The 18,698-nt window shown below is 72.8% G+C and carries 20 protein-coding genes; 13 read left to right on the top strand and 7 right to left on the bottom strand.

Features of this window, described 5'->3' with window-relative positions; translation table 11 throughout:
- Positions 1-109 precede the first annotated feature (109 nt).
- From ABWI04_RS26440 to ABWI04_RS26420, 5 genes are all read left to right on the top strand, one after another.
- Positions 110-2,200 (top strand): DNA gyrase/topoisomerase IV subunit B, encoded by a 2,091-nt coding sequence (locus tag ABWI04_RS26440; protein WP_345185556.1) that lies wholly within the window; start codon positions 110-112, stop codon positions 2,198-2,200.
- Between the two features lie 86 nt (positions 2,201-2,286).
- Complete coding sequence (locus ABWI04_RS26435; RefSeq protein WP_353834125.1) at positions 2,287-2,427, top strand: hypothetical protein; 141 nt, start codon at positions 2,287-2,289, stop codon at positions 2,425-2,427.
- On the top strand, positions 2,424-3,536 hold the full coding sequence (locus ABWI04_RS26430; protein ID WP_353834124.1) for a sensor histidine kinase: 1,113 nt from the start codon (positions 2,424-2,426) through the stop codon (positions 3,534-3,536). Before ABWI04_RS26435 ends, ABWI04_RS26430 begins: the two co-directional genes overlap by 4 nt.
- Before the next feature lie 14 nt (positions 3,537-3,550).
- A complete protein-coding gene (locus ABWI04_RS26425; RefSeq protein WP_345185566.1) occupies positions 3,551-4,210 on the top strand; it encodes a response regulator in 660 nt (219 codons plus the stop codon).
- A gap of 73 nt (positions 4,211-4,283) precedes the next feature.
- Positions 4,284-4,646 (top strand): hypothetical protein, encoded by a 363-nt coding sequence (locus ABWI04_RS26420; protein ID WP_345185568.1) that lies wholly within the window; start codon positions 4,284-4,286, stop codon positions 4,644-4,646.
- Here ABWI04_RS26420 and ABWI04_RS26415 read toward each other — a convergent pair whose 3' ends face one another.
- Positions 4,647-5,213, bottom strand: coding sequence for a thioredoxin family protein (locus tag ABWI04_RS26415; protein ID WP_353834123.1), 567 nt, complete (start codon positions 5,211-5,213; stop codon positions 4,647-4,649).
- Positions 5,214-5,265: 52 nt separating this feature from the next.
- On the opposite strand from ABWI04_RS26415, the gene ABWI04_RS26410 reads away from it, so the two are divergent.
- Positions 5,266-5,628, top strand: coding sequence for a nuclear transport factor 2 family protein (locus ABWI04_RS26410; RefSeq protein WP_345185575.1), 363 nt, complete (start codon positions 5,266-5,268; stop codon positions 5,626-5,628).
- A gap of 428 nt (positions 5,629-6,056) precedes the next feature.
- Positions 6,057-6,431, top strand: a complete 375-nt coding sequence (locus ABWI04_RS26405; protein ID WP_353834122.1) for a hypothetical protein — start codon at positions 6,057-6,059, stop codon at positions 6,429-6,431.
- 93 nt (positions 6,432-6,524) lie between these two features.
- Here the strand turns inward: ABWI04_RS26405 and ABWI04_RS26400 are convergent, their stop codons facing one another.
- Positions 6,525-9,014, bottom strand: a complete 2,490-nt coding sequence (locus ABWI04_RS26400; RefSeq protein WP_345185583.1) for a DNA gyrase/topoisomerase IV subunit A — start codon at positions 9,012-9,014, stop codon at positions 6,525-6,527.
- Between the two features lie 166 nt (positions 9,015-9,180).
- Between ABWI04_RS26400 and ABWI04_RS26395 the strand changes: the two genes are divergently transcribed.
- From ABWI04_RS26395 to ABWI04_RS26375, 5 genes are all read left to right on the top strand, one after another.
- A complete protein-coding gene (locus ABWI04_RS26395; protein ID WP_345185586.1) occupies positions 9,181-10,344 on the top strand; it encodes a lactate 2-monooxygenase in 1,164 nt (387 codons plus the stop codon).
- Positions 10,345-10,407: 63 nt separating this feature from the next.
- Positions 10,408-11,691 carry an alpha-amylase family protein gene (locus ABWI04_RS26390; RefSeq protein ID WP_353834121.1) on the top strand — a complete coding sequence of 428 codons (1,284 nt, stop codon included), beginning with the start codon at positions 10,408-10,410 and terminating at the stop codon, positions 11,689-11,691.
- Positions 11,692-11,782: 91 nt separating this feature from the next.
- Positions 11,783-12,427 (top strand): ATP-binding cassette domain-containing protein, encoded by a 645-nt coding sequence (locus ABWI04_RS26385; RefSeq protein WP_353834120.1) that lies wholly within the window; start codon positions 11,783-11,785, stop codon positions 12,425-12,427.
- Positions 12,428-12,466: 39 nt separating this feature from the next.
- Positions 12,467-13,594 (top strand): sensor histidine kinase, encoded by a 1,128-nt coding sequence (locus ABWI04_RS26380; RefSeq protein WP_353834119.1) that lies wholly within the window; start codon positions 12,467-12,469, stop codon positions 13,592-13,594.
- On the top strand, positions 13,591-14,196 hold the full coding sequence (locus ABWI04_RS26375) for a response regulator transcription factor (RefSeq protein ID WP_345185599.1): 606 nt from the start codon (positions 13,591-13,593) through the stop codon (positions 14,194-14,196). Before ABWI04_RS26380 ends, ABWI04_RS26375 begins: the two co-directional genes overlap by 4 nt.
- 369 nt (positions 14,197-14,565) lie before the next feature.
- Here ABWI04_RS26375 and ABWI04_RS26370 read toward each other — a convergent pair whose 3' ends face one another.
- The 5 genes from ABWI04_RS26370 to ABWI04_RS26350 all read right to left on the bottom strand — a co-directional run bounded on the left by ABWI04_RS26370 (position 14,566) and on the right by ABWI04_RS26350 (position 17,952).
- Positions 14,566-15,249 carry a class I SAM-dependent methyltransferase gene (locus ABWI04_RS26370; protein ID WP_353834118.1) on the bottom strand — a complete coding sequence of 228 codons (684 nt, stop codon included), beginning with the start codon at positions 15,247-15,249 and terminating at the stop codon, positions 14,566-14,568.
- Between the two features lie 38 nt (positions 15,250-15,287).
- Positions 15,288-16,037, bottom strand: coding sequence for an SDR family NAD(P)-dependent oxidoreductase (locus ABWI04_RS26365; RefSeq protein WP_353834117.1), 750 nt, complete (start codon positions 16,035-16,037; stop codon positions 15,288-15,290).
- Positions 16,038-16,114: 77 nt separating this feature from the next.
- The gene (locus tag ABWI04_RS26360) at positions 16,115-16,696 is read right to left on the bottom strand and encodes a TetR/AcrR family transcriptional regulator (RefSeq protein ID WP_353834116.1); all 582 of its coding nucleotides are present in this window, start codon (positions 16,694-16,696) and stop codon (positions 16,115-16,117) included.
- A 40-nt stretch (positions 16,697-16,736) separates the two neighbouring features.
- Positions 16,737-17,306, bottom strand: coding sequence for a hypothetical protein (locus ABWI04_RS26355; protein ID WP_345185615.1), 570 nt, complete (start codon positions 17,304-17,306; stop codon positions 16,737-16,739).
- Between the two features lie 94 nt (positions 17,307-17,400).
- On the bottom strand, positions 17,401-17,952 hold the full coding sequence (locus ABWI04_RS26350; RefSeq protein ID WP_353834115.1) for a hypothetical protein: 552 nt from the start codon (positions 17,950-17,952) through the stop codon (positions 17,401-17,403).
- Positions 17,953-18,133: 181 nt separating this feature from the next.
- Between ABWI04_RS26350 and ABWI04_RS26345 the strand changes: the two genes are divergently transcribed.
- Positions 18,134-18,667 (top strand): sensor domain-containing protein, encoded by a 534-nt coding sequence (locus ABWI04_RS26345; RefSeq protein WP_353834114.1) that lies wholly within the window; start codon positions 18,134-18,136, stop codon positions 18,665-18,667.
- Positions 18,668-18,698: the final 31 nt, after the last annotated feature.

Here is an 18,698-nt window from a genome sequence, read left to right as displayed (position 1 = left end):
CTCCCGCGCCGGCGTGCGGAACGTCGGCGGCGGCGAGCCTTTCGGTGGATTGTCGGCGGCCGGGGGTACCCTGCTGCCGACCGTCCTACCCCCGAGGAGCACACGCACGTTGACCGCCGCGACCGCCGAAGCGACAACCGAAGACCCGCACGGCTACTCCGCCCGGCACCTCTCGGTGCTGGAGGGGCTGGAGGCCGTGCGCAAGCGACCCGGCATGTACATCGGGTCCACCGACAGCCGTGGCCTCGCGCACTGCCTGTGGGAGATCGTCGACAACTCCGTCGACGAGGCCCTCGCGGGCTACTGCACGCACATCAGCGTGACGATGCACGCCGACGGCTCCTTCGAGGTGGGCGACAACGGTCGCGGCATCCCGGTCGACCTGGAGCCCAAGACGGGCCTGCCCGGCGTCGAGCTGGTCATGACGCGGCTGCACGCGGGAGGGAAGTTCGGCGGCGTGTCCTACACCGCCTCCGGCGGCCTGCACGGCGTCGGCGCCTCCGTCGTCAACGCCCTGTCCGCGCGGCTGGACGTGGAGGTCGACCGCGACGGCCACACCCACGCCATCAGTTTCCGGCGCGGCCTGCCCGGCGAGTTCGCCGAGGACGGCCGCCCGAACGCCCGGTTCAAGAAGAAGTCGGGCCTGCGGCAGATCCGCAAGGTCGCCAAGAAGACCACCGGCAACCGCACCCGGTTCTGGCCCGACATGCAGATCTTCCTGAAGGACGCCACGGTCGAGCAGTCCCTCGTCCTCGACCGGATGCGGCAGACCGCGTTCCTCATCCCGGGCCTGACCATCGACGTCCGCGACGAGCGCGGCGAGGAGGTCGTCGACGAGACGTTCCGGTTCGACGGCGGCATCAGCGAGTACTGCTCCTATCTCGCCAAGGACGCCCCGATCGTCGACGTGCTGCGGCTCCAGGGGCGCGGCCACTTCACCGAGACCGTCCCCGTCCTCGACGAGCAGGGCCACCTGACGCCCACCGACGTCGAGCGCGATCTCGAGGTCGACGTCGCGCTGCGCTGGGGCAACGGCTACGACACGATCACCAAGTCGTTCGTCAACGTGATCGCCACCCCGAAGGGCGGCACGCACGTGCGCGGCTTCGACCGCGCCGTGCTCAAGGTCCTCAACGAGCAGCTCCGCGCGGTGAAGCTGCTCAAGAACGGCGACGAGGACGTCATCAAGGAGGACGTCCTGGAGGGCCTCACCGCCGTGGTGACGGTCCGCCTCCCCGAGCCGCAGTTCGAGGGCCAGACCAAGGAGATCCTCGGCACCTCCGCGGCGACGCGCATCGTCTCCCAGGTCGTGCAGCGCGAGCTGCGCGCGATCTTCGAGAACCCGTCGCGCGGGCAGAAGCAGCCGCTGCGCGCCGTCCTGGAGAAGGTGGTCGGCGCCGCCAAGACGCGCATCGCCGCCCGCACCCAGCGCGACAACCAGCGCCGCAAGAACGCCCTGGAGAACTCCGCCCTCCCGGCCAAGCTCGTCGACTGCCGCTCCGCCGACGACCGCAGCGAGCTGTTCATCGTCGAGGGCGACTCGGCCCTCGGCACCGCCAAGCTGGCCCGCAACTCCGAGTTCCAGGCACTGCTGCCCATCCGCGGCAAGATCCTGAACGTGCAGAAGGCGTCCGTCGCCGACATGCTGAAGAACGCCGAGTGCGCCGCGATCATCCAGGTGCTCGGCGCCGGGTCGGGGCGGACGTTCGACGTCGAGGCCGCCCGCTACGGGCGCGTGGTGATCCTCGCCGACGCCGACGTCGACGGCGCGCACATCCGCACGCTGCTGCTCACGCTCTTCCACCGCTACATGCGGCCGATGCTGGAGGCCGGGCGGATCTACTCCGCCGTCCCGCCGCTGCACCGCATCGAGCTGGTCAAGCCGCGCAAGGGGCAGGACAAGTACATCTACACCTACTCCGACGCCGAGCTGCGGCAGCGGCTCGTCGAGCTGGAGCGCAAGGGCCAGCGCTGGAAGGAGCCGATCCAGCGCTACAAGGGCCTCGGTGAGATGGACGCCGACCAGCTGGCCGAGACGACGCTCGACCCCCGGCACCGGGTGCTGCGCCGCGTGCGCATCGAGGACGCCGAGGAGGCGGGCAAGGTGTTCGACCTGCTCATGGGCAGCGAGGTCGCCCCGCGCCGCGCGTTCATCACCGCCGGGGCCACCGAGCTGGACGTGGAGCGCATCGACACCTGACCGGGTCTCTCCACCCTGGGGTGGAGTGCGGGAAGTCCAGCCGTGCGGCGATCCGCGCGAGGGCCGTCCCGTCCTACCCTCGGGGCATGAACACGCTGGACGACGTCCTCCCCGCCGCCGTCGCCGCCCCCTCGGTCCCGTACCGGCGGTGGCGGGCGGGTCTCGCCGACGCGCGCCGCGCGCACGCCGTGCCCCTCGTCGCCGTGCCGGTCGGCGTGGCGCCATGAGGATTTCCCGTGTCGTGATCGCCGGGGCCCTGGTGACCTGGGTCCTCACCGCCTACGTACGCGGGATGCTCAGGGCCGATCCCGCTCCGGCGCTGCACGGCGCCGGCCTGGCACTCGTCGTGCTCAACGTGGTCATGTTCGCCTTGCTGGGGAGCGGCATCTGGGTCGGGCGCAAGAGCGAGACGCGGCACCGGCGTGCGGGCGTGGCCCTTCTCCTGGCGGCCATCGGTTCGGCGCTGGCGTTGTACGCGCTCGCCCCCGACTCCGGCACCGGGTTCTTCTTCTCCATGGCCGGGCTCTGGATGCTGCTGATGTGGCTGCCGATGCCGGGGGGCATCGCGGTGAGCGCGCTGACGGTCGCCGCGATCGGCGGTCTGGGGGAGGCGTTCGGCTCCGGCGGCGCCGACGTCGGTCAGATGGCGGCGGTCGCGGGCATCACGCTGGGCGCGCTCGCGAGCCGCCGGGGCAAGGCCGCGCAGGAGGCGACCCGCCGCGCGGAGGCGGCCAACGCGGTTCTCGCGGAGCGGTCGCACCTCGCGCGGGAGATCCACGACATCCTGGCCCACTCGCTGTCGGCGCAGATCGTCCACCTGGAGGGGGCGCGGCTGCTGCTGGCGCGGGACGGCGACCGCGCCCAGGCCCTGGACCGGGTGGAGCGCGCGCGGAACCTCGCCCGGTCCGGCCTGGAGGAGACGAGGCGGGCCCTGGCCACGCTGCGCGGGGAGATCCCGCAGCCCAAAGAGGTCATCCAGGAGCTCGCGGAGGAGTTCCACGCCAGCACCGGGCGCCCCTGCGACGTGCACGTGACCGGCGCGCCGCGCGAGCTGCCGCCGCAGGCCGGGCTCGCGGTCGTCCGGACGGCGCAGGAGGCGCTCACCAACGTCCGCAAGCACGCTCCCGGCGCGCGCGCCCACGTCGCCTTGCGGTACCTCGCCGGCAGGGTGGAGCTCGAAGTGACCGATACGGGCGGCACCGAGCCCGTCGAGAAGCCGGACGGCGGCGGCTACGGCCTCGTGGGCATGCGGGAGCGCGCGGAGCTGATCGATGGGACGCTGGTGACCGGACCGGACGGCAAGGGATTCCGCGTGTCCCTCAGCGTGCCGGCCTGACGGGAGGGCGAGCGGTGAGCGACACGGCGAGGATCCTGGTCGTCGACGACCAGACCGTGGTGCGGGAGGGCCTGGTCCTCCTGCTGGAACTGCTGCCGGGCATCGAGGTCGCGGGGGCGTGCGGCGACGGCGAGCGGGCCGTGGCGATGGTCGCCGAGCTGCGTCCCGACGTCGTCCTGATGGACCTGCGCATGCCGCGGATGGACGGGGTGGAGGCGACGCGCCGGATCAGGGAGGCGCACCCGGACGTCGGGATCGTCGTCCTCACCACCTACGCCGACGACGAGTCGATCTTCGCCGCGCTGCGCGCCGGGGCCCGCGGCTACCTCACCAAGGACGCCGACGCCGACGAGATCGCCCGCGCCGTCGCCGCCGTCCGCGGGGGCGCGTCGCGGCTGGACCCGGCCGTCCAGCGCCGGCTGGTCGAGGCCGTGGCGGCCGGCGAGGCCCCCCGCCGGGCTTCGGGCTCCGGGCTGCCGGACGGCCTGACCAGGCGCGAGGCGGAGGTGCTGGCCCTCATCGCCCGGGGGCGCTCCAACGCCGAGATCGCGGGCGACCTGTTCATCTCCGAGGCGACCGTCAAGACGCACATCAACAACCTGTTCGCCAAGGCGAACCTCCGCGACCGGGCCCAGGCCGTCACCTACGCCTTCCGGCACGGACTCGGCGGATGATCTTCGGTCAGGGTCCGGCAAGGGCCGGGTCAAGCCCCCGTCGCGCGCGCCCGCGCGGCCCCAGCATGGGACCGTGCTGAGAACCTGCATGATCGCGGACTACCTGCGCCCCTACGCGCAATGGCGGATCAACCGCCCCGACCCCTGCGACGACGGCCGGAACGCCCGCGCCGCGATCGGCCTCATCGACGCGGCCGCCTACGTGAACGAGCTGGACGACAGCGAACGCGTCATCGTGCGCATGGCCATCGCCGGCTGCTTCACCCTGGGCCGCTTCAACCCGGGCGCGGAGGGGGAGAAGGTCATCCGGTTCTGGCACTACGACGACGCCTCCGGCGGCCCGGCCGACCTCCTGGAGATCCTGGCGGACTGCGCCGAGCGCGGCCTGCGGACGACGGTGCCGCATCCCCGCGAGGGCCAGACCGCCCCTGTGTGATCAGGCCGGCTCGTTGCCGGGCCTCCACTTGATGCCGCACCCCAGGCTGGGCGTGTGGGGCTCGGGGACGTCCTCTCCGGCCAGGACCAGGTCGAGCGCGGCTCTGAGCGCGGCCCCGTCCGCCACGACGTCGTTGCTCGGCCTCGCCCCGTCGAACTCGCCCCGGTAGGCGAGCGTGCGCTCTCGTCCGTAGAGGAAGAAGTCGGGCGTGCAGGCGGCCTTGAACGCCTTGGCCGTCTCCTGCGACTCGTCCACCAGGTACGGGAAGCCGAACCCGGCCCTCTTCGCCTGCTCCCGGAGGTGGTCGGCGCCGTCGTCGGGATAGTTGGAGACGTCGTTGCTGCACACGGCGACCGTGGCCAGCCCCCTGGTCGCGTACTCGGCGGTGAGAGCGCCGATCCCGTCCTCGATCCGCCGCACGTAGGGGCAGTGGTTGGACAGGAACACCACGAGGAGGGCCGCCGCGTCCGGGAAGTCGCCGTCCGAGACGAACCCGCCCTCGACGGAGGGGAGCCGGAACGCGGGGACGGGGGAGCCGAGCGGAACCATGAACGATGCGATGGCCATGCCCCCATCATGGCCCACCGGTTACCAAGCGATCGCTTGCTAGGCTTCGGGCATGCCCTCCCAGGACCACATGAAGCAAGCGCTCCAGACCTACGTCGACGCCTTCAACGCAGCCGACGCGGTGACCGTTTCCGGCCTCTACGCCGACGACGCCGTCATCGAGGACCCGGTCGGCCACCCCCCGATCAGCGGCCGGGCCGCCATCGAGGAGTTCTATGCCAACGCCATCGCCGGCGGCGCCAAGCTCACCCTGGACGCCCCCATCCGCGGCTCCCACGGCGACCGCGCCGCCATGGCCTTCACCGTCGACGTCCCGGGCCTGCGCGTCCACGCCATCGACGTCATGACCTTCAACGCCGAAGGCAAGATCGTCCGGATGGAGGCCCACTGGGGCCCCGACGACATCGAGACCTGACGGCCTGGGGAAGGCGTCGCCGCGTCTCTGCCGGGGGTGGAGCGACCTTGTCGCCATCGGCGCGTCCGCCGACGAAGGTGCGGGAACCGTGTCCGGTGCCGTGCCTTCTGTCGCCGTGTCCGGCGGCCTGGTGACCTCGAAGGCGTGAACTGTGAGTGGCCGCATCCGGCCGCTCGCTTTCTGTAACTCATCGCTCACTGCAGGTGAGAGCCGGAAAGAGTGGGTAGGGTCCGCTCTCAATCCCGGTATGTGCACGCTCCGTAATCAAGTGAGTCGCCGAGGCGTCTGGCAGCCGAGCGTGACGTGATGAACACTCCTTGTGTTCGGTCCCCCCGGCTCACCTGCCGCCGCTCACGCCTCAGACACACCCCGCGTCCCGGGGTGCGCGTGGGCACCGGCGGTGGGGAGCCACCGTCGAAGGAGAACATATGTCGTCGATCAAGACCACGGCTCTGGCCCTGGCCGCGACCGCCGCGGTGACCGGCCTGGTCACCGCCGGAGTCGCCAGCGCCCAGACCCCCGCCCAGACCCCCGCCAAGCCCGCCGCGGCCCGGGCCGCCGCCGTTCCGCCGGGCTATCAGATCGTCGCCCTGCCGAACGCCAACGTCCCCAACTTCCAGCGGCGGGTCGTCGTCTGCCCGGGCACCAAGCACGTCCTCGGCGGCGGCGGGGAGGCGCGCGGCAACGGCGCCATCCTGGTGGGCTCGTTCCCCACCGACGACGGTCGCGGCTGGATCGCGCTCGGCCGCCAGATCGGCTACAACGACGTCGGCATCAGCGTCTACGCGATCTGCGCCGACTGACGTCGACCCCTTCCGCCGGTCCCGGCCGCCTCCGAGCCGCCGGACGGTGAGTGAGGGGCGGAGGCCCCGGGCGATCGCCCGGGGCCTTTCGCGTCATTCCTCTTCGGGGGGCGCTTCTTCGGGGGCCGGGCCGATCGGACCGCTGACGGCGGTCAGCGGCGTGTCCAGCGGCTCGCCGGAGCCGTCCCTGCGGCCCAGGGTGACGTTGAGCGTCGCGGGCCTGCCGCCGGCGCCCGCCGCCCGCAGGGGCGTCAGGGCCGCCCAGGCCTGGAGCAGCACGTCCTCGCCCTTGAGGAAGCGGTGGGCGCGGACGCCGCCGGTGGCGCGGCCCTTGGACGGGAAGTCGGCGAAGTCGGCGAGTTTGATCCCGCCGGTCTGGGTGCCCGGCAGCGCCGAGGACGAGCCGGAGACCGTGATGACGCGGGCCTCGCGGGACGGGTCGAGGGCGCCGAACCACAGGACGCTCGCGCCGGAGCCGAGCTTGATGCCCGCCATGCCGCCGGCGGCCCGTCCCTGCGGACGGACGACGGACGCGGGGAAGTGCAGGAGCTGGGCGTCGGTGCTGATGAAGACCAGGTGCTGCTCTTCGGACGTCAGCTGGACGGCGCCGACCACGCGATCGCCGTCCTTGAGGCCGATGACCTCGAACTCGTCGCGGTTGGCGGGGAAGTCGGGGACCACCCGTTTGACCACGCCCTGGGCGGTGCCCAGCGCCAGGCCGCCGCCTTCCTCGCCGACGGAGGCGATGCCCACGACCGTCTCGTCGGGCTCCAGATCGACGTACTCGGTGACCGGCGCCCCGCCCGCCAGGGACGGGGGCGTCGCGGACGGCGGCAGCGTCGGCAGGTCGAGGACGTCGACGCGGATCATCCGGCCCAGGGACGTCACCGCGCCGACCTGCCCGCGGGCGGTGGCGGGCACGACCGAGGCCAGCACGTCGTGCGCGGCGCGGGGACCGCTGTCGGGCAGGGGCGAGGCGTCGTGCGTGCGGGCCATGAGGCCGGTGGCGGACAGCAGCACCGTGCACGGGTCGTCGGCGACCTCCAGCGGCACGGCGTTCGCGGCGGTCTGGCCCGAGGACTCCAGCAGGATGGTGCGGCGCGGGGTGGCGAACTCCTTGACGACCTCGCCCATCTCCTTGGAGACGACGCCGCGCAGCTTGCGCTCCGAGTCGAGGATCGCGGTCAGCTTGGCGATCTCCTTGGCGAGCTGCTCCTTCTCCTTCTCCAGCTCCAGCCGGTCGAAGCGGGTGAGGCGGCGCAGCGGGGTGTCGAGGATGTACTGCGCCTGGATCTCCGACAGCTCGAAGATCTGCATGAGGCGCTGCTTGGCCTGGGCGGCGTCGTCGCTCTGCCGGATGACCTGGATGACCTCGTCGATGTTCAGCAGGGCGACGAGCAGGCCCTCCACCAGGTGCAGGCGGTCCTCGCGCTTCCTGCGCCGGAACAGGGAGCGCCGGCGGACGACGTCGATGCGGTGGTCGATGTAGACCTGGAGCAGGTCGCGCAGCCCGAGCGTGCGGGGCTGGCCGTCGACCAGGGCGACGTTGTTGATGCCGAACGTCTCCTCCATCGGCGTCAGCCGGTAGAGGTCGGCGAGGACGGCCTCGGGGTTGAAGCCGTTCTTGATCTCGATGACCAGGCGGAGGCCGACGGTGCGGTCGGTGAGGTCCTTCAGGTCGGCGATGCCCTGGATCTTCTTGGCGTTGACCAGTTCCTTGATCTTGGCCTTCACCCGCTCGGGACCGACGGCGTAGGGCAGCTCGCTGACGATGATGCCCTTGCGGCGGGGCGTGACGCTCTCGATGGAGACCGTGGCGCGGGTGCGGAACGTCCCCCGGCCGCGCTCGTAGGCGTCGCGGATGCCGTCCAGCCCGACGATCTTGCCCCCGGTGGGCAGGTCGGGGCCGGGCACGAAGCGCATCAGCTCTTCCAGCGTGGCGTCCGGATGGTCGATCAGGTGCCGGGCCGCGGCGACGACCTCGCCGAGGTTGTGCGGCGCCATGTTCGTGGCCATCCCGACCGCGATGCCGGACGCGCCGTTGACCAGCAGGTTCGGGAACGCGGCGGGCAGCACCTCCGGCTCCTGCTCCTGCCCGTCGTAGTTGGGCCGGAACTCGACGGTGTCCTCGTCGATGGAGGAGACCATCAGCATCGCCTCGCGGGACAGCCGCGCCTCGGTGTACCGCATGGCGGCGGGCATGTCGTCGCCGCCGAGCGACCCGAAGTTGCCGTGCCCGTCCACGAGCGGCATCCGCATGGCCCAGGGCTGCGCCATCCGCACCATCGCGTCGTAGATGGCGCTGTCGCCGTGCGGGTGCAGCTTGCCCATGACCTCGCCGACGACGCGGGCGCACTTGACGTGCCCGCGGTCGGGGCGCAGCCCCATCTCGTTCATCGAGTACAGGATCCGCCGCTGGACGGGCTTCATGCCGTCGCGCGCGTCGGGAAGGGCCCGCTGGTAGATGACCGAGTAGGCGTATTCGAGGAAGCTGCCGCGCATCTCGTCGGAGACGTCGACGTCGACGATGTTCTCCTCGAAGTCCGGCGGAGGTGGAGGGGCTTGGGATCCGCGTCGTGCCATGCCCCACATTGTGGCCGGTCCCGGGGACATCTTTCGCCCGCCTCACCGGGTGATCCGGCCGAGTCGGCGGATCGATCCCGTTTCGTCACCTCCGCGGACCTGGCAGATTGGGTGGGAACCCTGCCGGTTTCTCCGGGGGAAGTTCGTCGAGCAGGTGGAGGTTTCGTTGAGCGGGCTGGCCGACTTCCAGAACTCGATCTATCTGCAGGGGCTCGGCGACGTCCTGCCGGCGCTGCCCACGGACCTGACGAGACTGGAGGGCCTCGCCGAGCGGTCGCTGTCGGCGCGGGCGTTCGGCTACGTGGCCGGGTCGGCGGGCAGCGAGGCGACCGCGCGGGCGAACCGCGCCGCGTTCGACCGGTGGCGGATCGTCCCGCGCATGCTGCGGGACGTCGCCGAGCGCGACCTGTCGGTGACCGTGCTGGGCACCCCGATGCCGTCGCCGGTCCTGCTCGGCCCCATCGGCGTGCAGTCGATCCTCCATCCGGACGGCGAGCTGGCGGTCGCGCGGGCGGCCGCGGCCGAGGGGCTGACGATGGTGCTGAGCACCGCGTCCTCGTTCGGCATCGAGGAGGTCGCGGAGGCGAACGGGGACGGGCCGCGCTGGTACCAGCTGTACTGGCCGAAGGACCGGGAACTCGCCGTCAGCTTCCTGGAGCGGGCGAAGTCGGCCGGGTACACCGCCCTGGTCGTCACGCTCGACACGTTCACGCTGGCGTGGCGCCCGCGCGATCTGGACCAGGCCTACCTGCCGTTCCTACGGGGGATCGGCGTAGCGAACTACTTCAGCGACCCGGTCTTCCAGAAGGCCGTCGGCGGGCCGGTGACGGAGGCCAACCGCGACATGGCGCTCCTGCACTGGGTGGCCAACTTCGGCAACCCGAGCCTGACCTGGGACGACCTGATCTTCCTGCGCGAGCACTGGGACGGGCCCATCGCGCTCAAGGGCATCCAGCATCCCGACGACGCCCGCCAGGCCGTGGACGAGGGGATGGACGCCGTCGTCGTCTCCAACCACGGCGGGCGCCAGGTGGACGGCGCGGTCGCGTCGCTGGACGCGCTCCCCGGCGTGGTCGAGGCCGTCCGCGACCAGGCGACGGTCCTGTTCGACAGCGGGATCCGGACCGGGGCCGACATCGTCAAGGCGCTCGCCCTGGGCGCCGAAGCCGTCCTGGTCGCGCGGCCGTACGCCTACGGGCTGGCCCTGGGCGGCCAGGCGGGCGTCCAACACGTCCTGCGCTGCCTCCAGGCCGAACTGGAGCTCACGATGGCGCTTTCCGGCGTCAAGCGTCCGGACGAACTGCACCCGGAGGTTCTCGTTCGCGCTTAGCCCGCGCGAGGGCGAGGTCCGCCCGCCGGACTTTCACAGGCGATTGCGGGTAGGGAGACGCGCATGCGCTGGCCCGATCACGCCATCTGGTGGCACGTCTATCCCCTCGGCTTCGTCGGCGCCGAACCCTGGCCCGCCGAACCCGGGGCAGCTGCCCCGGAGCCGCGGCTCGGCCGGATCGCCGGATGGCTCGACCATCTCGTCGGCCTCGGCTGCAACGGCCTCGCGCTCGGGCCGGTGTTCGCGTCCGAGACGCACGGTTACGACACCGTCGACCACTACCGGGTCGATCCCCGGCTCGGCGGCGAGGGCGACCTGCGGCGGTTGATCGACGAGGCGTCCGGTAAGGGCGTCCGTGTGCTGCTCGACGGTGTCTTCAACCACGTCGGGCGCGGGTTCCCTCCGTTCGCCGATGTGGCCGCCAAGGGTGAGGGCTCGGCGTACAGGAAGTGGTTTCACGACGACCTGCGCACGTTCGAGGGCCACGATCGGCTCGTGACCCTGAACCACGCCGAACCCGAGGTCGCCGACTACGTCACCGACGTCATGACCCACTGGCTGGAGCGCGGCGTGGACGGATGGCGCCTCGACGCCGCCTACGCCGTCCCGGCGGACTTCTGGCGGACGGTCACAGACCGCGTCCGCGCGCGCTTCCCCGATGCCTGGCTCGTCGGCGAGGTCATCCACGGCGACTACGCGGGCCTTGTGGAACGGACCGGATTCGACTCCGTCACCCAGTACGAGTTGTGGAAGGCCATCTGGAGCTCACTGAACGACCGGAACTTCTTCGAGCTCGCCCATGCGCTGGACCGCCACAACGGGATGCTGGCGACCTTCGCCCCGCAGACCTTCCTCGGCAACCACGACGTGACCCGCATCGCCACCCGGCTGACCGAACGGCGCGATCTGGCCCACGCTCTGGTGATCTTGATGACCGTCGGCGGTGTGCCGTCCATCTACGCCGGTGACGAGTTCGCCTTCGAAGGCGTCAAGGAGGAGCGCGAGGGCGGGGACGACGCCATACGGCCGCCGTTCCCCGCCCGGCCCGGCGACGTCCCCGGCCACGGCGGCGCCCACCACCGCCTCCACCAGGACCTCATCGGCGTGAGACGGCGCCACCCCTGGCTCGTCCGGGCGCGGACCACGGCGGCCACCTTGACCAACACGGCATTCTCCTACACGGTGGAGGACGGTCCGGAGCGGCTGGGCGTCGTGCTGAACGCGGGCGAGGAGCCCGCGAAGGTGTCCCTGCCCGCCGCCGGCTGGACGTGCGTGGCGGGTGACGCGGCCTTCACCGGGGACGGCGCCGTCGTCCCGCCCGCCGGCTGGGCGATCGCCGAACCATGACATCCGTCATGGGCCGCCCCTGAGAACTTCATGATCGTTTCCTGACGTCCGTGACTGCACGCCCGCGCCGCCGCCGGACAGCATGGAGGCCATGAGGGCACCTGTGATCGAGGTACGCGACCTGGACCTGAACGAGGCCGTGCGCAACGTCTCGTTCACCGTGGCGCGGGGAGAGGTCTACGCGCTGCTGGGCCGCTACGGCTCCGGCAAGACGGCCCTGCTGGAGATCCTCGCGGGGCTGCGGCGGCCCACCGGCGGAACCGTCCGGCTCCGCGGCGCCGACCCCTACACCGACCGGGACACCGCGCGCGCCGCCGCCGTCTGGCGCGACGGGGGCCTCTTCCCGGGACTGACCGTCGCCGAGGTGGTCGACGCCTGGCGGCGCTGGACCCTCGATCCGCTCACCCGGGACGAGGCGCTGCGGCTGGTCGGCCTCAGCCGCCTCGCCGACGTGCCGTTCGAGCGGCTGACCGCGGGGCGGCGCCGCATGCTCGACCTGGCGCTGGCCCTGGTCGGACGGTCGGACGTGCTCGTCCTCGACGAGCCCACCGCGGGGCTCGACGCCGCCGCCGCGCGCGAGGTGTGGTCCGTCCTGGCGAGGGTAACCGCGGACGGGGCCGCCGTGGTGGTCGCGACCCGCGACCCGGGCGAGGCGTGCCGCGCCGACCGGGTCGGGATCCTCGACGAGGGCCGCCTGGTCACCGGACGGGACGCCGCCCGCCTCCGCGCCGCCTGAGCCCCCGCGCCCCCCTTGACGGCCGCATACGCTGGGCGCGTGCAGCCCCGGATCCCCCGTCCCACCGTCATCGCCGCGATCATCGTGGGGATGACCGTGCTGACGCTGGCCGGGTCCCTGCTGCAGGCGCTCTGGTACGAGGCGGTCGACCGGCGGGACGCCGGACGCCTGCTCCTGGCCCTCGCCGGCACCGGCGGCGCCTTCGCCCTCTACGCCCGCCTCCTGTGGCAGAACCTGATGCGCCGCACCGCCCCGGCGCACAGGCTGGGGCTCGCCGCGGTCGCGGCGGTCTGCTGGGCGCTGCCCCCGCTGCTCGGCACCGGTCAGGGCTGGGGCAACGCCCTCCTGGTCCCCGCCGGGCTGATCGCCGTCGTGCTCCCGGTGCGCGAGGCGGTCGCCGTGATCGCGGCGGCGACCGTCCTGACCCCCGCCTACGGCGTGCTCCTCGGGCTCCCCGCGCTGACCGTCCTGTACGAGACGGCGGCCGTGCCGCTCGCCGCCTTCTCCGGATACGTCACGGTCTGGCTGTTCCACGTCGTGCAGGAGCTCCGGGAGGCGCGCGCCGAGCTCGCCCGGTCCGCGGTGGGGGAGGAGCGCCTCCGGTTCGCCCGCGACCTGCACGACGTCCTCGGCCACAGCCTCCAGGCCGTCGCGCTGCGCGCCGAGGTGGCCGAACGGTTCGTCGAACGCGACGACGGCCGCGTCCGCAAGGAGCTGACCGAGATCCAGACGATGGCGCGGGACGCGGTGCGGGACGTGCGCGAGGTCGTCCGCGGCTACCGCGCCACCTCCCTGCGCACCGAGCTGGACGGCATGTCCGCCGTCCTGCGCGCCGCCGGGATCCGCTGCGAGCGCCCCGAGGTGTCGCCGGAACTGCCCGCCCACGTCCACGAGCCGCTCGGCTGGGTCGCCCGCGAGGCCGCCACGAACGTCCTGCGGCACTCCAGCGCCACCTGGTGCCGGATCACCGTCCGGGCCGGCCGCGACCGCGTCCAGCTGGAGATCGTCAACGACGGCGCCGCGCGCCGCGCCGCCGCGGACGCCGGCAGCGGCCTGGCCGGGCTCGCCGAACGGATCGCGGCCGCCGGCGGCCGCTTCCGGGCGGGCCCCGAGGGCGACGGGACGTTCCGGGTGACGGCCGCCGTCCCCGCGAAGGGAGACGCATGATCCGCGTGCTGCTGGCCGACGACCACCTCCTGATCAGGGAGGCGCTCGTCCTGCTCCTGGAGACCGAGGACGGCATCGAGGTCGCCGCCGACGTCGGGCGCGGCGACGAGGCCGTCGAGCGCGCCCTCGCCCTCAGGCCCGACGTCGCCGTCCTCGACATCGACATGCCCGGCCTGGACGGCCTCGCCGCGGCCGAGCGCCTGGCCCGCGAGCTGCCCGACTGCCGCCTGGTGATCGTGACCGCGCACGGCCGCCCCGGCAACCTGCGCCGCGCCATGGCCGCCGGCGTTCGCGGCTTCCTCGGCAAGGACGCCCCCGGCCGCCGTCTCGCCGAGGTCGTCCGGCAGGTCGCCGGCGGCGCCCGCTACATCGACCCCCAGCTCGCGGCCGACGCCCTCGCCGCCGAGGAGTGCCCCCTCACCCCCCGCGAACTCGACACCCTCCGCGCCGCCGCCGACGGCGCCCCCGTCTCCCGCATCGCGCGCACCCTGGGCCTCTCCGAGGGCACCGTCCGCAACTACCTCTCCGCCGCCGTCACCAAACTCGGCACCGACAACCGCCACACCGCCGCCCGCACCGCCAAAGACCTCGGCTGGCTCTAGTTTTATTGCGTTTTTCTCCTCCTTCGGGCCTGGCGGCCCTCCATCGTCGATAAACGCGGGCGATCGCTGGCATCGCTTCGTCTCGCCTGGCGGCTCGCTGCGCGATCAGGTTCTCGCAAGCTCGAACCTGCCTTCGGACGCGATCGCATTGGTGGAGGTTGTTGTGTGGTTGCGGTGGTGGCTGGGGTAGTGGATGAAGGTTGGTGATCGCTGGCATCGCTTCGGCTCGCCTGGCGGCTCGCCTGGCGGCTCGCCTGGCGGCTCGTTTGGCGGGTCGGTGCGCGGTCAGGTTCTTGCTTTGCTCGAATCTGCCTTTGGGCGCGATCGCATGGGTGGAGGCTGTCGCTTGGTTGCGGTGGTGGCGGGGGGTCAGCGGCGGGCCAGGACCAGGGAGCCTCGTTTTGTCACCGGGAGCGGGGTGTTCAGGTGGGTGGCCGCCTCGGTGGCCTGGGGGCGGGGGACCTGGCGGGCGATCAGGTACTCGCGGACGGCGGCCTCGTCGGGGAGGGTGATCAGCGGGGCGTCCCAGCGCTCCACCTCGACCTCGCCGAAGACCTCGCCGACGCGGGCCGGGGCCTCCTCGGCGTCGAACGTGGTCGGCTCGGGGCGCCACACCGGCGACAGCTCGGGGCTGTCGGTCCGGCAGATCGCGGTGACCAGCAGGAGGCCGCCCGGGGCGAGGACGCGGCGGGCCTCGCGCAGCGCCCGGTCGGGGTCGTCCAGCTGGGGGAGGAGGTTCACGGCCACGGCGGCGTCGAACGTCCCGTCCCGGAACGGCAGGCGCAGCGCGTCGGCCCGCAGGCGGGGCGCCGGGTGGGCGGACACGAGGTCGGCGGAGGTGTCCAGCCCGACGAGCCGGAACGGCGGCGGGTGGGGGAGGGCGTCGCTGAGGGCGCCCTCCCCGCAGCCGATGTCCAGGACGCGGGACGCGCCCGAGCCCAGCAGCTTGGTGGCGATGTGGTCGTGCAGGCTCCGCGCCCCGATCAGGTACTTCCTGATGACCCTGGCGGCCAGGCGGAAGCGCTCGGTGTCGTGGTCGGGCGTGAGGGCCATGCAGAGAGTCTGCCCGGTGTGCCGTCCCGAAAGCGTCGTCAGGCGGTGACGCCTCCGTCGATGACCAGGTCGTGCCCGATGACGTGGGACGAGGCGTCGGAGGCCAGCCAGAGGATGGTCTCGGCCACTTCCGCGGTTTCGGACACCCGGCCGGACGGCGCGGAGGCGCGCATCCGCTCGGCGCGCCCGGCGGGCGTCTCGCCCGGGAGCAGCGACATCGGCGTGTCGGTGGCACCCGGGCTGACGGCGTTGACGCGGACGCCGTCAGCGACGTGGTCGAGGGCGGCGGTGCGGGTGAGGACGCTGACCGCCGCCTTGGAGGCCGCGTAGGCCGCGAGGCCGGGACGGCGCCCGTGCACGCCGATGTTGGACGAGACGTTCACGACGGTCCCGCCGCCGTGGGCGCGCATGTGGGCGATCTCGTGCTTCATCGACAGGAACACGCCGGTCAGGTTCACCGCCAGGACCTCGTTCCAGGCGTCGTCGTCGATGTCGGCGACGGGGCCCGCGGCGCCGAAGATCCCGGCGTTGTTGACGGCGGCGTGGAGGCCGCCGTGGCGGCGCGCGACCGCCTCGACCATCCCGGCGGCCGACGCGGGGTCGGTCACGTCCGCGACGACGTGGTCGGCACGGCCGGAGCCGATCTCCTTCACCGCCTCGGTCAGCGCGGCCTCGTCGCGTCCGGCCAGCACGACGGTCGCGCCCTCGCGGGCGAACGCGTGCGCGGCGGCGCGGCCGATGCCGCCCGCGCCGCCGGTGATGAGAACGATCTTGCTGTCGAATCGCATGCCGAGCTCCCAGAATATTAGAACGAACGGTCTTGAATAAGGGCCGAGAGAAGCCCGCCTTCGGAGAGAGGGCGGGGTCAGACGAAGAGGGCGGCGGCCTGGCGGGTCGCGTCGCGGAGGCGGTGGTCGTCGGCGGGGGCGCGGCCGAGGACGCGCATGCCCTGGAACAGGACGAGCAGGAGGCGGGCCAGCGCGCGGGGGTCCTTGTCCGGGGGCAGCTCGCCCTGGGCCCGCGCCCGGGTCAGCGCCGTGGTGAGCGAGGCCTCCAGGAAGTTCCAGCTCGCCTCGACCAGGCGCGCGGCCTCGGGGTCGCGCCCGGCCAGCTCGACCGCGGTGTTCACCACGAGGCAGCCGAGCCGGGGCCGGTCGCGCGCCGACTCCGCGGCGTAGCGCTCGATCAGCGCGCGGACCGCGGGCAGCACGGGCCCGGGCTGCGACAGCGCCTCGGCGATCTTCGGGTCGGTGTCGCGGACGTAGCGTTCGAGGGCCTTCAGGTACAGCTCGCGCTTGCCGCCGAACGTGGCGTAGAGGCTGGCCCGGGCGATGCCGAGATGGGCCACCAGGTCGGCCATGGAGGTCGCCTCGTAGCCGCGCTCCCAGAACAGCTCCAGCGCGCGCCGCAGCGCGGCGTCCGGATCGAACTCCTTCGCCCGTGCCATGCCGACGACGATAGAGCGTTCAAGAACGAGCGGTCAAATATCAGGCCCGCGACGGCATCGGGAGGGACGGGCGGTCCAGGTCCATGACGTCCAGCACCGCGCCGTCGGCGGCGAGCGCCTCCACGACCGGTCCCCGGCGGGCGCCCCAGACCACGACGACGTGCCCGTGCTCGGGGACGTCCAGGATCCGCTTGCCGACCCGCACCCGCGCGACCTCGGCCGAGGCCCGCAGCCGCGCCTCGTTCACCCACTTGGCGCCCCACGGCAGCAGCCGGTTGGCGTTGCGGACCGTGCGGCCCGACCCGTACTTGAGCAGGTGGCGCCCCATCTCGCCGGACGAGCGGCGCGCCAGCGGTTCCTCGGGGGCCGATCCGCCCGCGCCGCCCAGCTCCATCCACTCGCCGTCGCGGCGGTGGAACGTCCAGCCCTCGATGAACGAGGACGCGGAGTCCCCCCACTGGTACAGGAACGTGACAACGGCGATGTCGCCGTCCTTGTCGAGCCCGAGCGGAAGGTAGTCCCGGCCTTCGGCGAAGGCGGCGGGAGCGGGGACGGGAAGGCCGTCCCGGAGGAGCCGCAGGCACTCCTCGTGCACCTCGTGGTCGTTCATGATGGGGGACCTTTGATCGTGCAGGCAGGGCAAAGGGCCCTCCCGCGAGAGGGCCCCACGTGAGGTTCACTCTAGAGGTCCGGCTCGTCTGGTTTCACCCGTCTGGCGTACTCCCGACAAGCCTTTGCCATCCGTCCTTCATCTCATGGTCGATCGCCGGCCCGCGCGGCCTGAGCGCCCGCGAGGCGAGGACGGCGCACAGGGCGGCCAGCGGCAGTTCCACCCCCGCCGCCAGGGCGATCGCCACCGTCCGCTCCGCGCCGGGCGCGGAGGTCGTCACGTCGAACCACGCGTCCACGGCCAGCAGCGCCCCGGCCGCGGCGGCGGCGAGGCCGTGGCGCGGATCGCGGCGGACGAGCAGCACGCCGGTGCCGAGCAGCGCGGCGGCCTCCATCGCGTCCAGCCCCACCCAGGCGGCGGACCAGTTCGACACCGTGGCGGTGGACGGCATGGTGGCGGCGAGCATGCACATCCAGGGCACCAGCGCGGCGGCGCCCCCGATGAACGCCCAGCCGAGCCGCCGTCCTCCCTCCCTGCGCCGCGCGACGGCGCCCGGCGGCCCGTACCGTCCGGGACGCGGACGGCGCCGGACGCTGATCGCGGGACGGGGCGAGGGGGGACCGGGGCGGGTGAGGACGGCGACCATGGGGGGCTCCTGCGGACGGTGATCGGTGCGCATCCGCGGTCCGGATGCCTGATCAAAGCCTCGCCGGGATCGGCCGCAGGATCAGTAGCGCACCCTTCCGACCGGGGGTGGCACTGGGTTCACCCCCGGCCCTGCACTCTGGTTCATGGCGGCGCCCGAAGTGGGGCAATACGGTTTCCCCATGGCATCCCTCTCCGCGGCCCGGCGTGTCCGCGTGCGCGCTCCGTGGTCGGCCGCGGCGTGGCGCGACACGGTCTTCGTCGTCTCCGGGGTGCCGCTGCAGCTCGCCGGCTGGCTGATCCTCGGATCCCTCTGGACGCTCTGGACGCCGGTGCGGGTGACGCCGATCCTCGTGCTCACCTGCGTGTCGGCGATCCTGCTGCTGCTCGCCCTGCGCCCGCTGACGTCCTGGCAGCGGGAGCGGTGCTGGGCGATGCTCGGCCTCGACATCCCGCGCATGCCCGACTTCGACGGCGGGCGCGCCTGGGACGTCCTGCGCGACCTCCGCTCGCCGGAGCTGTGGCGGGTGCTCCAGTACCACCTGCTGGTCGGGCCGCTCCTCGCCCTCGGCGGGCTGGCCGTCACCGTGGCGTGGACGGCCGGGCTCGCCCTCGCCACGTCCGGGACCTACGCGTGGGCGGTGCACCCCGGCAATCCTACCAATGGTAGGAGCCGACTGTCCCGGCGAGAGGGGCAGAACTCACGTACAAGCTAGTGGGCTTGGCCTGACCCATTTCCTCGCTGCG

It is taken from the genome of Actinomadura sp. NPDC000929 (assembly GCF_040492065.1).
Classification (GTDB): domain Bacteria; phylum Actinomycetota; class Actinomycetes; order Streptosporangiales; family Streptosporangiaceae; genus Spirillospora; species Spirillospora verrucosospora.
Note: the sequence above shows the minus strand (reverse complement) of the source record. Positions and strands in the feature narration are given on the sequence as shown.

Coding starts and splice junctions, on each gene's coding strand:
- ABWI04_RS26435 (WP_353834125.1), top strand. CDS start 2,287: ATGAACACGCTGGACGACGTCCTCCCCGCCGCCGTCGCCGCCCCCTCG.
- ABWI04_RS26430 (WP_353834124.1), top strand. CDS start 2,424: ATGAGGATTTCCCGTGTCGTGATCGCCGGGGCCCTGGTGACCTGGGTC.
- ABWI04_RS26415 (WP_353834123.1), bottom strand. CDS start 5,213: ATGGCCATCGCATCGTTCATGGTTCCGCTCGGCTCCCCCGTCCCCGCG.
- ABWI04_RS26410 (WP_345185575.1), top strand. CDS start 5,266: ATGCCCTCCCAGGACCACATGAAGCAAGCGCTCCAGACCTACGTCGAC.
- ABWI04_RS26405 (WP_353834122.1), top strand. CDS start 6,057: ATGTCGTCGATCAAGACCACGGCTCTGGCCCTGGCCGCGACCGCCGCG.
- ABWI04_RS26400 (WP_345185583.1), bottom strand. CDS start 9,014: ATGGCACGACGCGGATCCCAAGCCCCTCCACCTCCGCCGGACTTCGAG.
- ABWI04_RS26390 (WP_353834121.1), top strand. CDS start 10,408: ATGCGCTGGCCCGATCACGCCATCTGGTGGCACGTCTATCCCCTCGGC.
- ABWI04_RS26385 (WP_353834120.1), top strand. CDS start 11,783: ATGAGGGCACCTGTGATCGAGGTACGCGACCTGGACCTGAACGAGGCC.
- ABWI04_RS26375 (WP_345185599.1), top strand. CDS start 13,591: ATGATCCGCGTGCTGCTGGCCGACGACCACCTCCTGATCAGGGAGGCG.
- ABWI04_RS26370 (WP_353834118.1), bottom strand. CDS start 15,249: ATGGCCCTCACGCCCGACCACGACACCGAGCGCTTCCGCCTGGCCGCC.
- ABWI04_RS26365 (WP_353834117.1), bottom strand. CDS start 16,037: ATGCGATTCGACAGCAAGATCGTTCTCATCACCGGCGGCGCGGGCGGC.
- ABWI04_RS26360 (WP_353834116.1), bottom strand. CDS start 16,696: ATGGCACGGGCGAAGGAGTTCGATCCGGACGCCGCGCTGCGGCGCGCG.
- ABWI04_RS26355 (WP_345185615.1), bottom strand. CDS start 17,306: ATGAACGACCACGAGGTGCACGAGGAGTGCCTGCGGCTCCTCCGGGAC.
- ABWI04_RS26350 (WP_353834115.1), bottom strand. CDS start 17,952: ATGGTCGCCGTCCTCACCCGCCCCGGTCCCCCCTCGCCCCGTCCCGCG.
- ABWI04_RS26345 (WP_353834114.1), top strand. CDS start 18,134: ATGGCATCCCTCTCCGCGGCCCGGCGTGTCCGCGTGCGCGCTCCGTGG.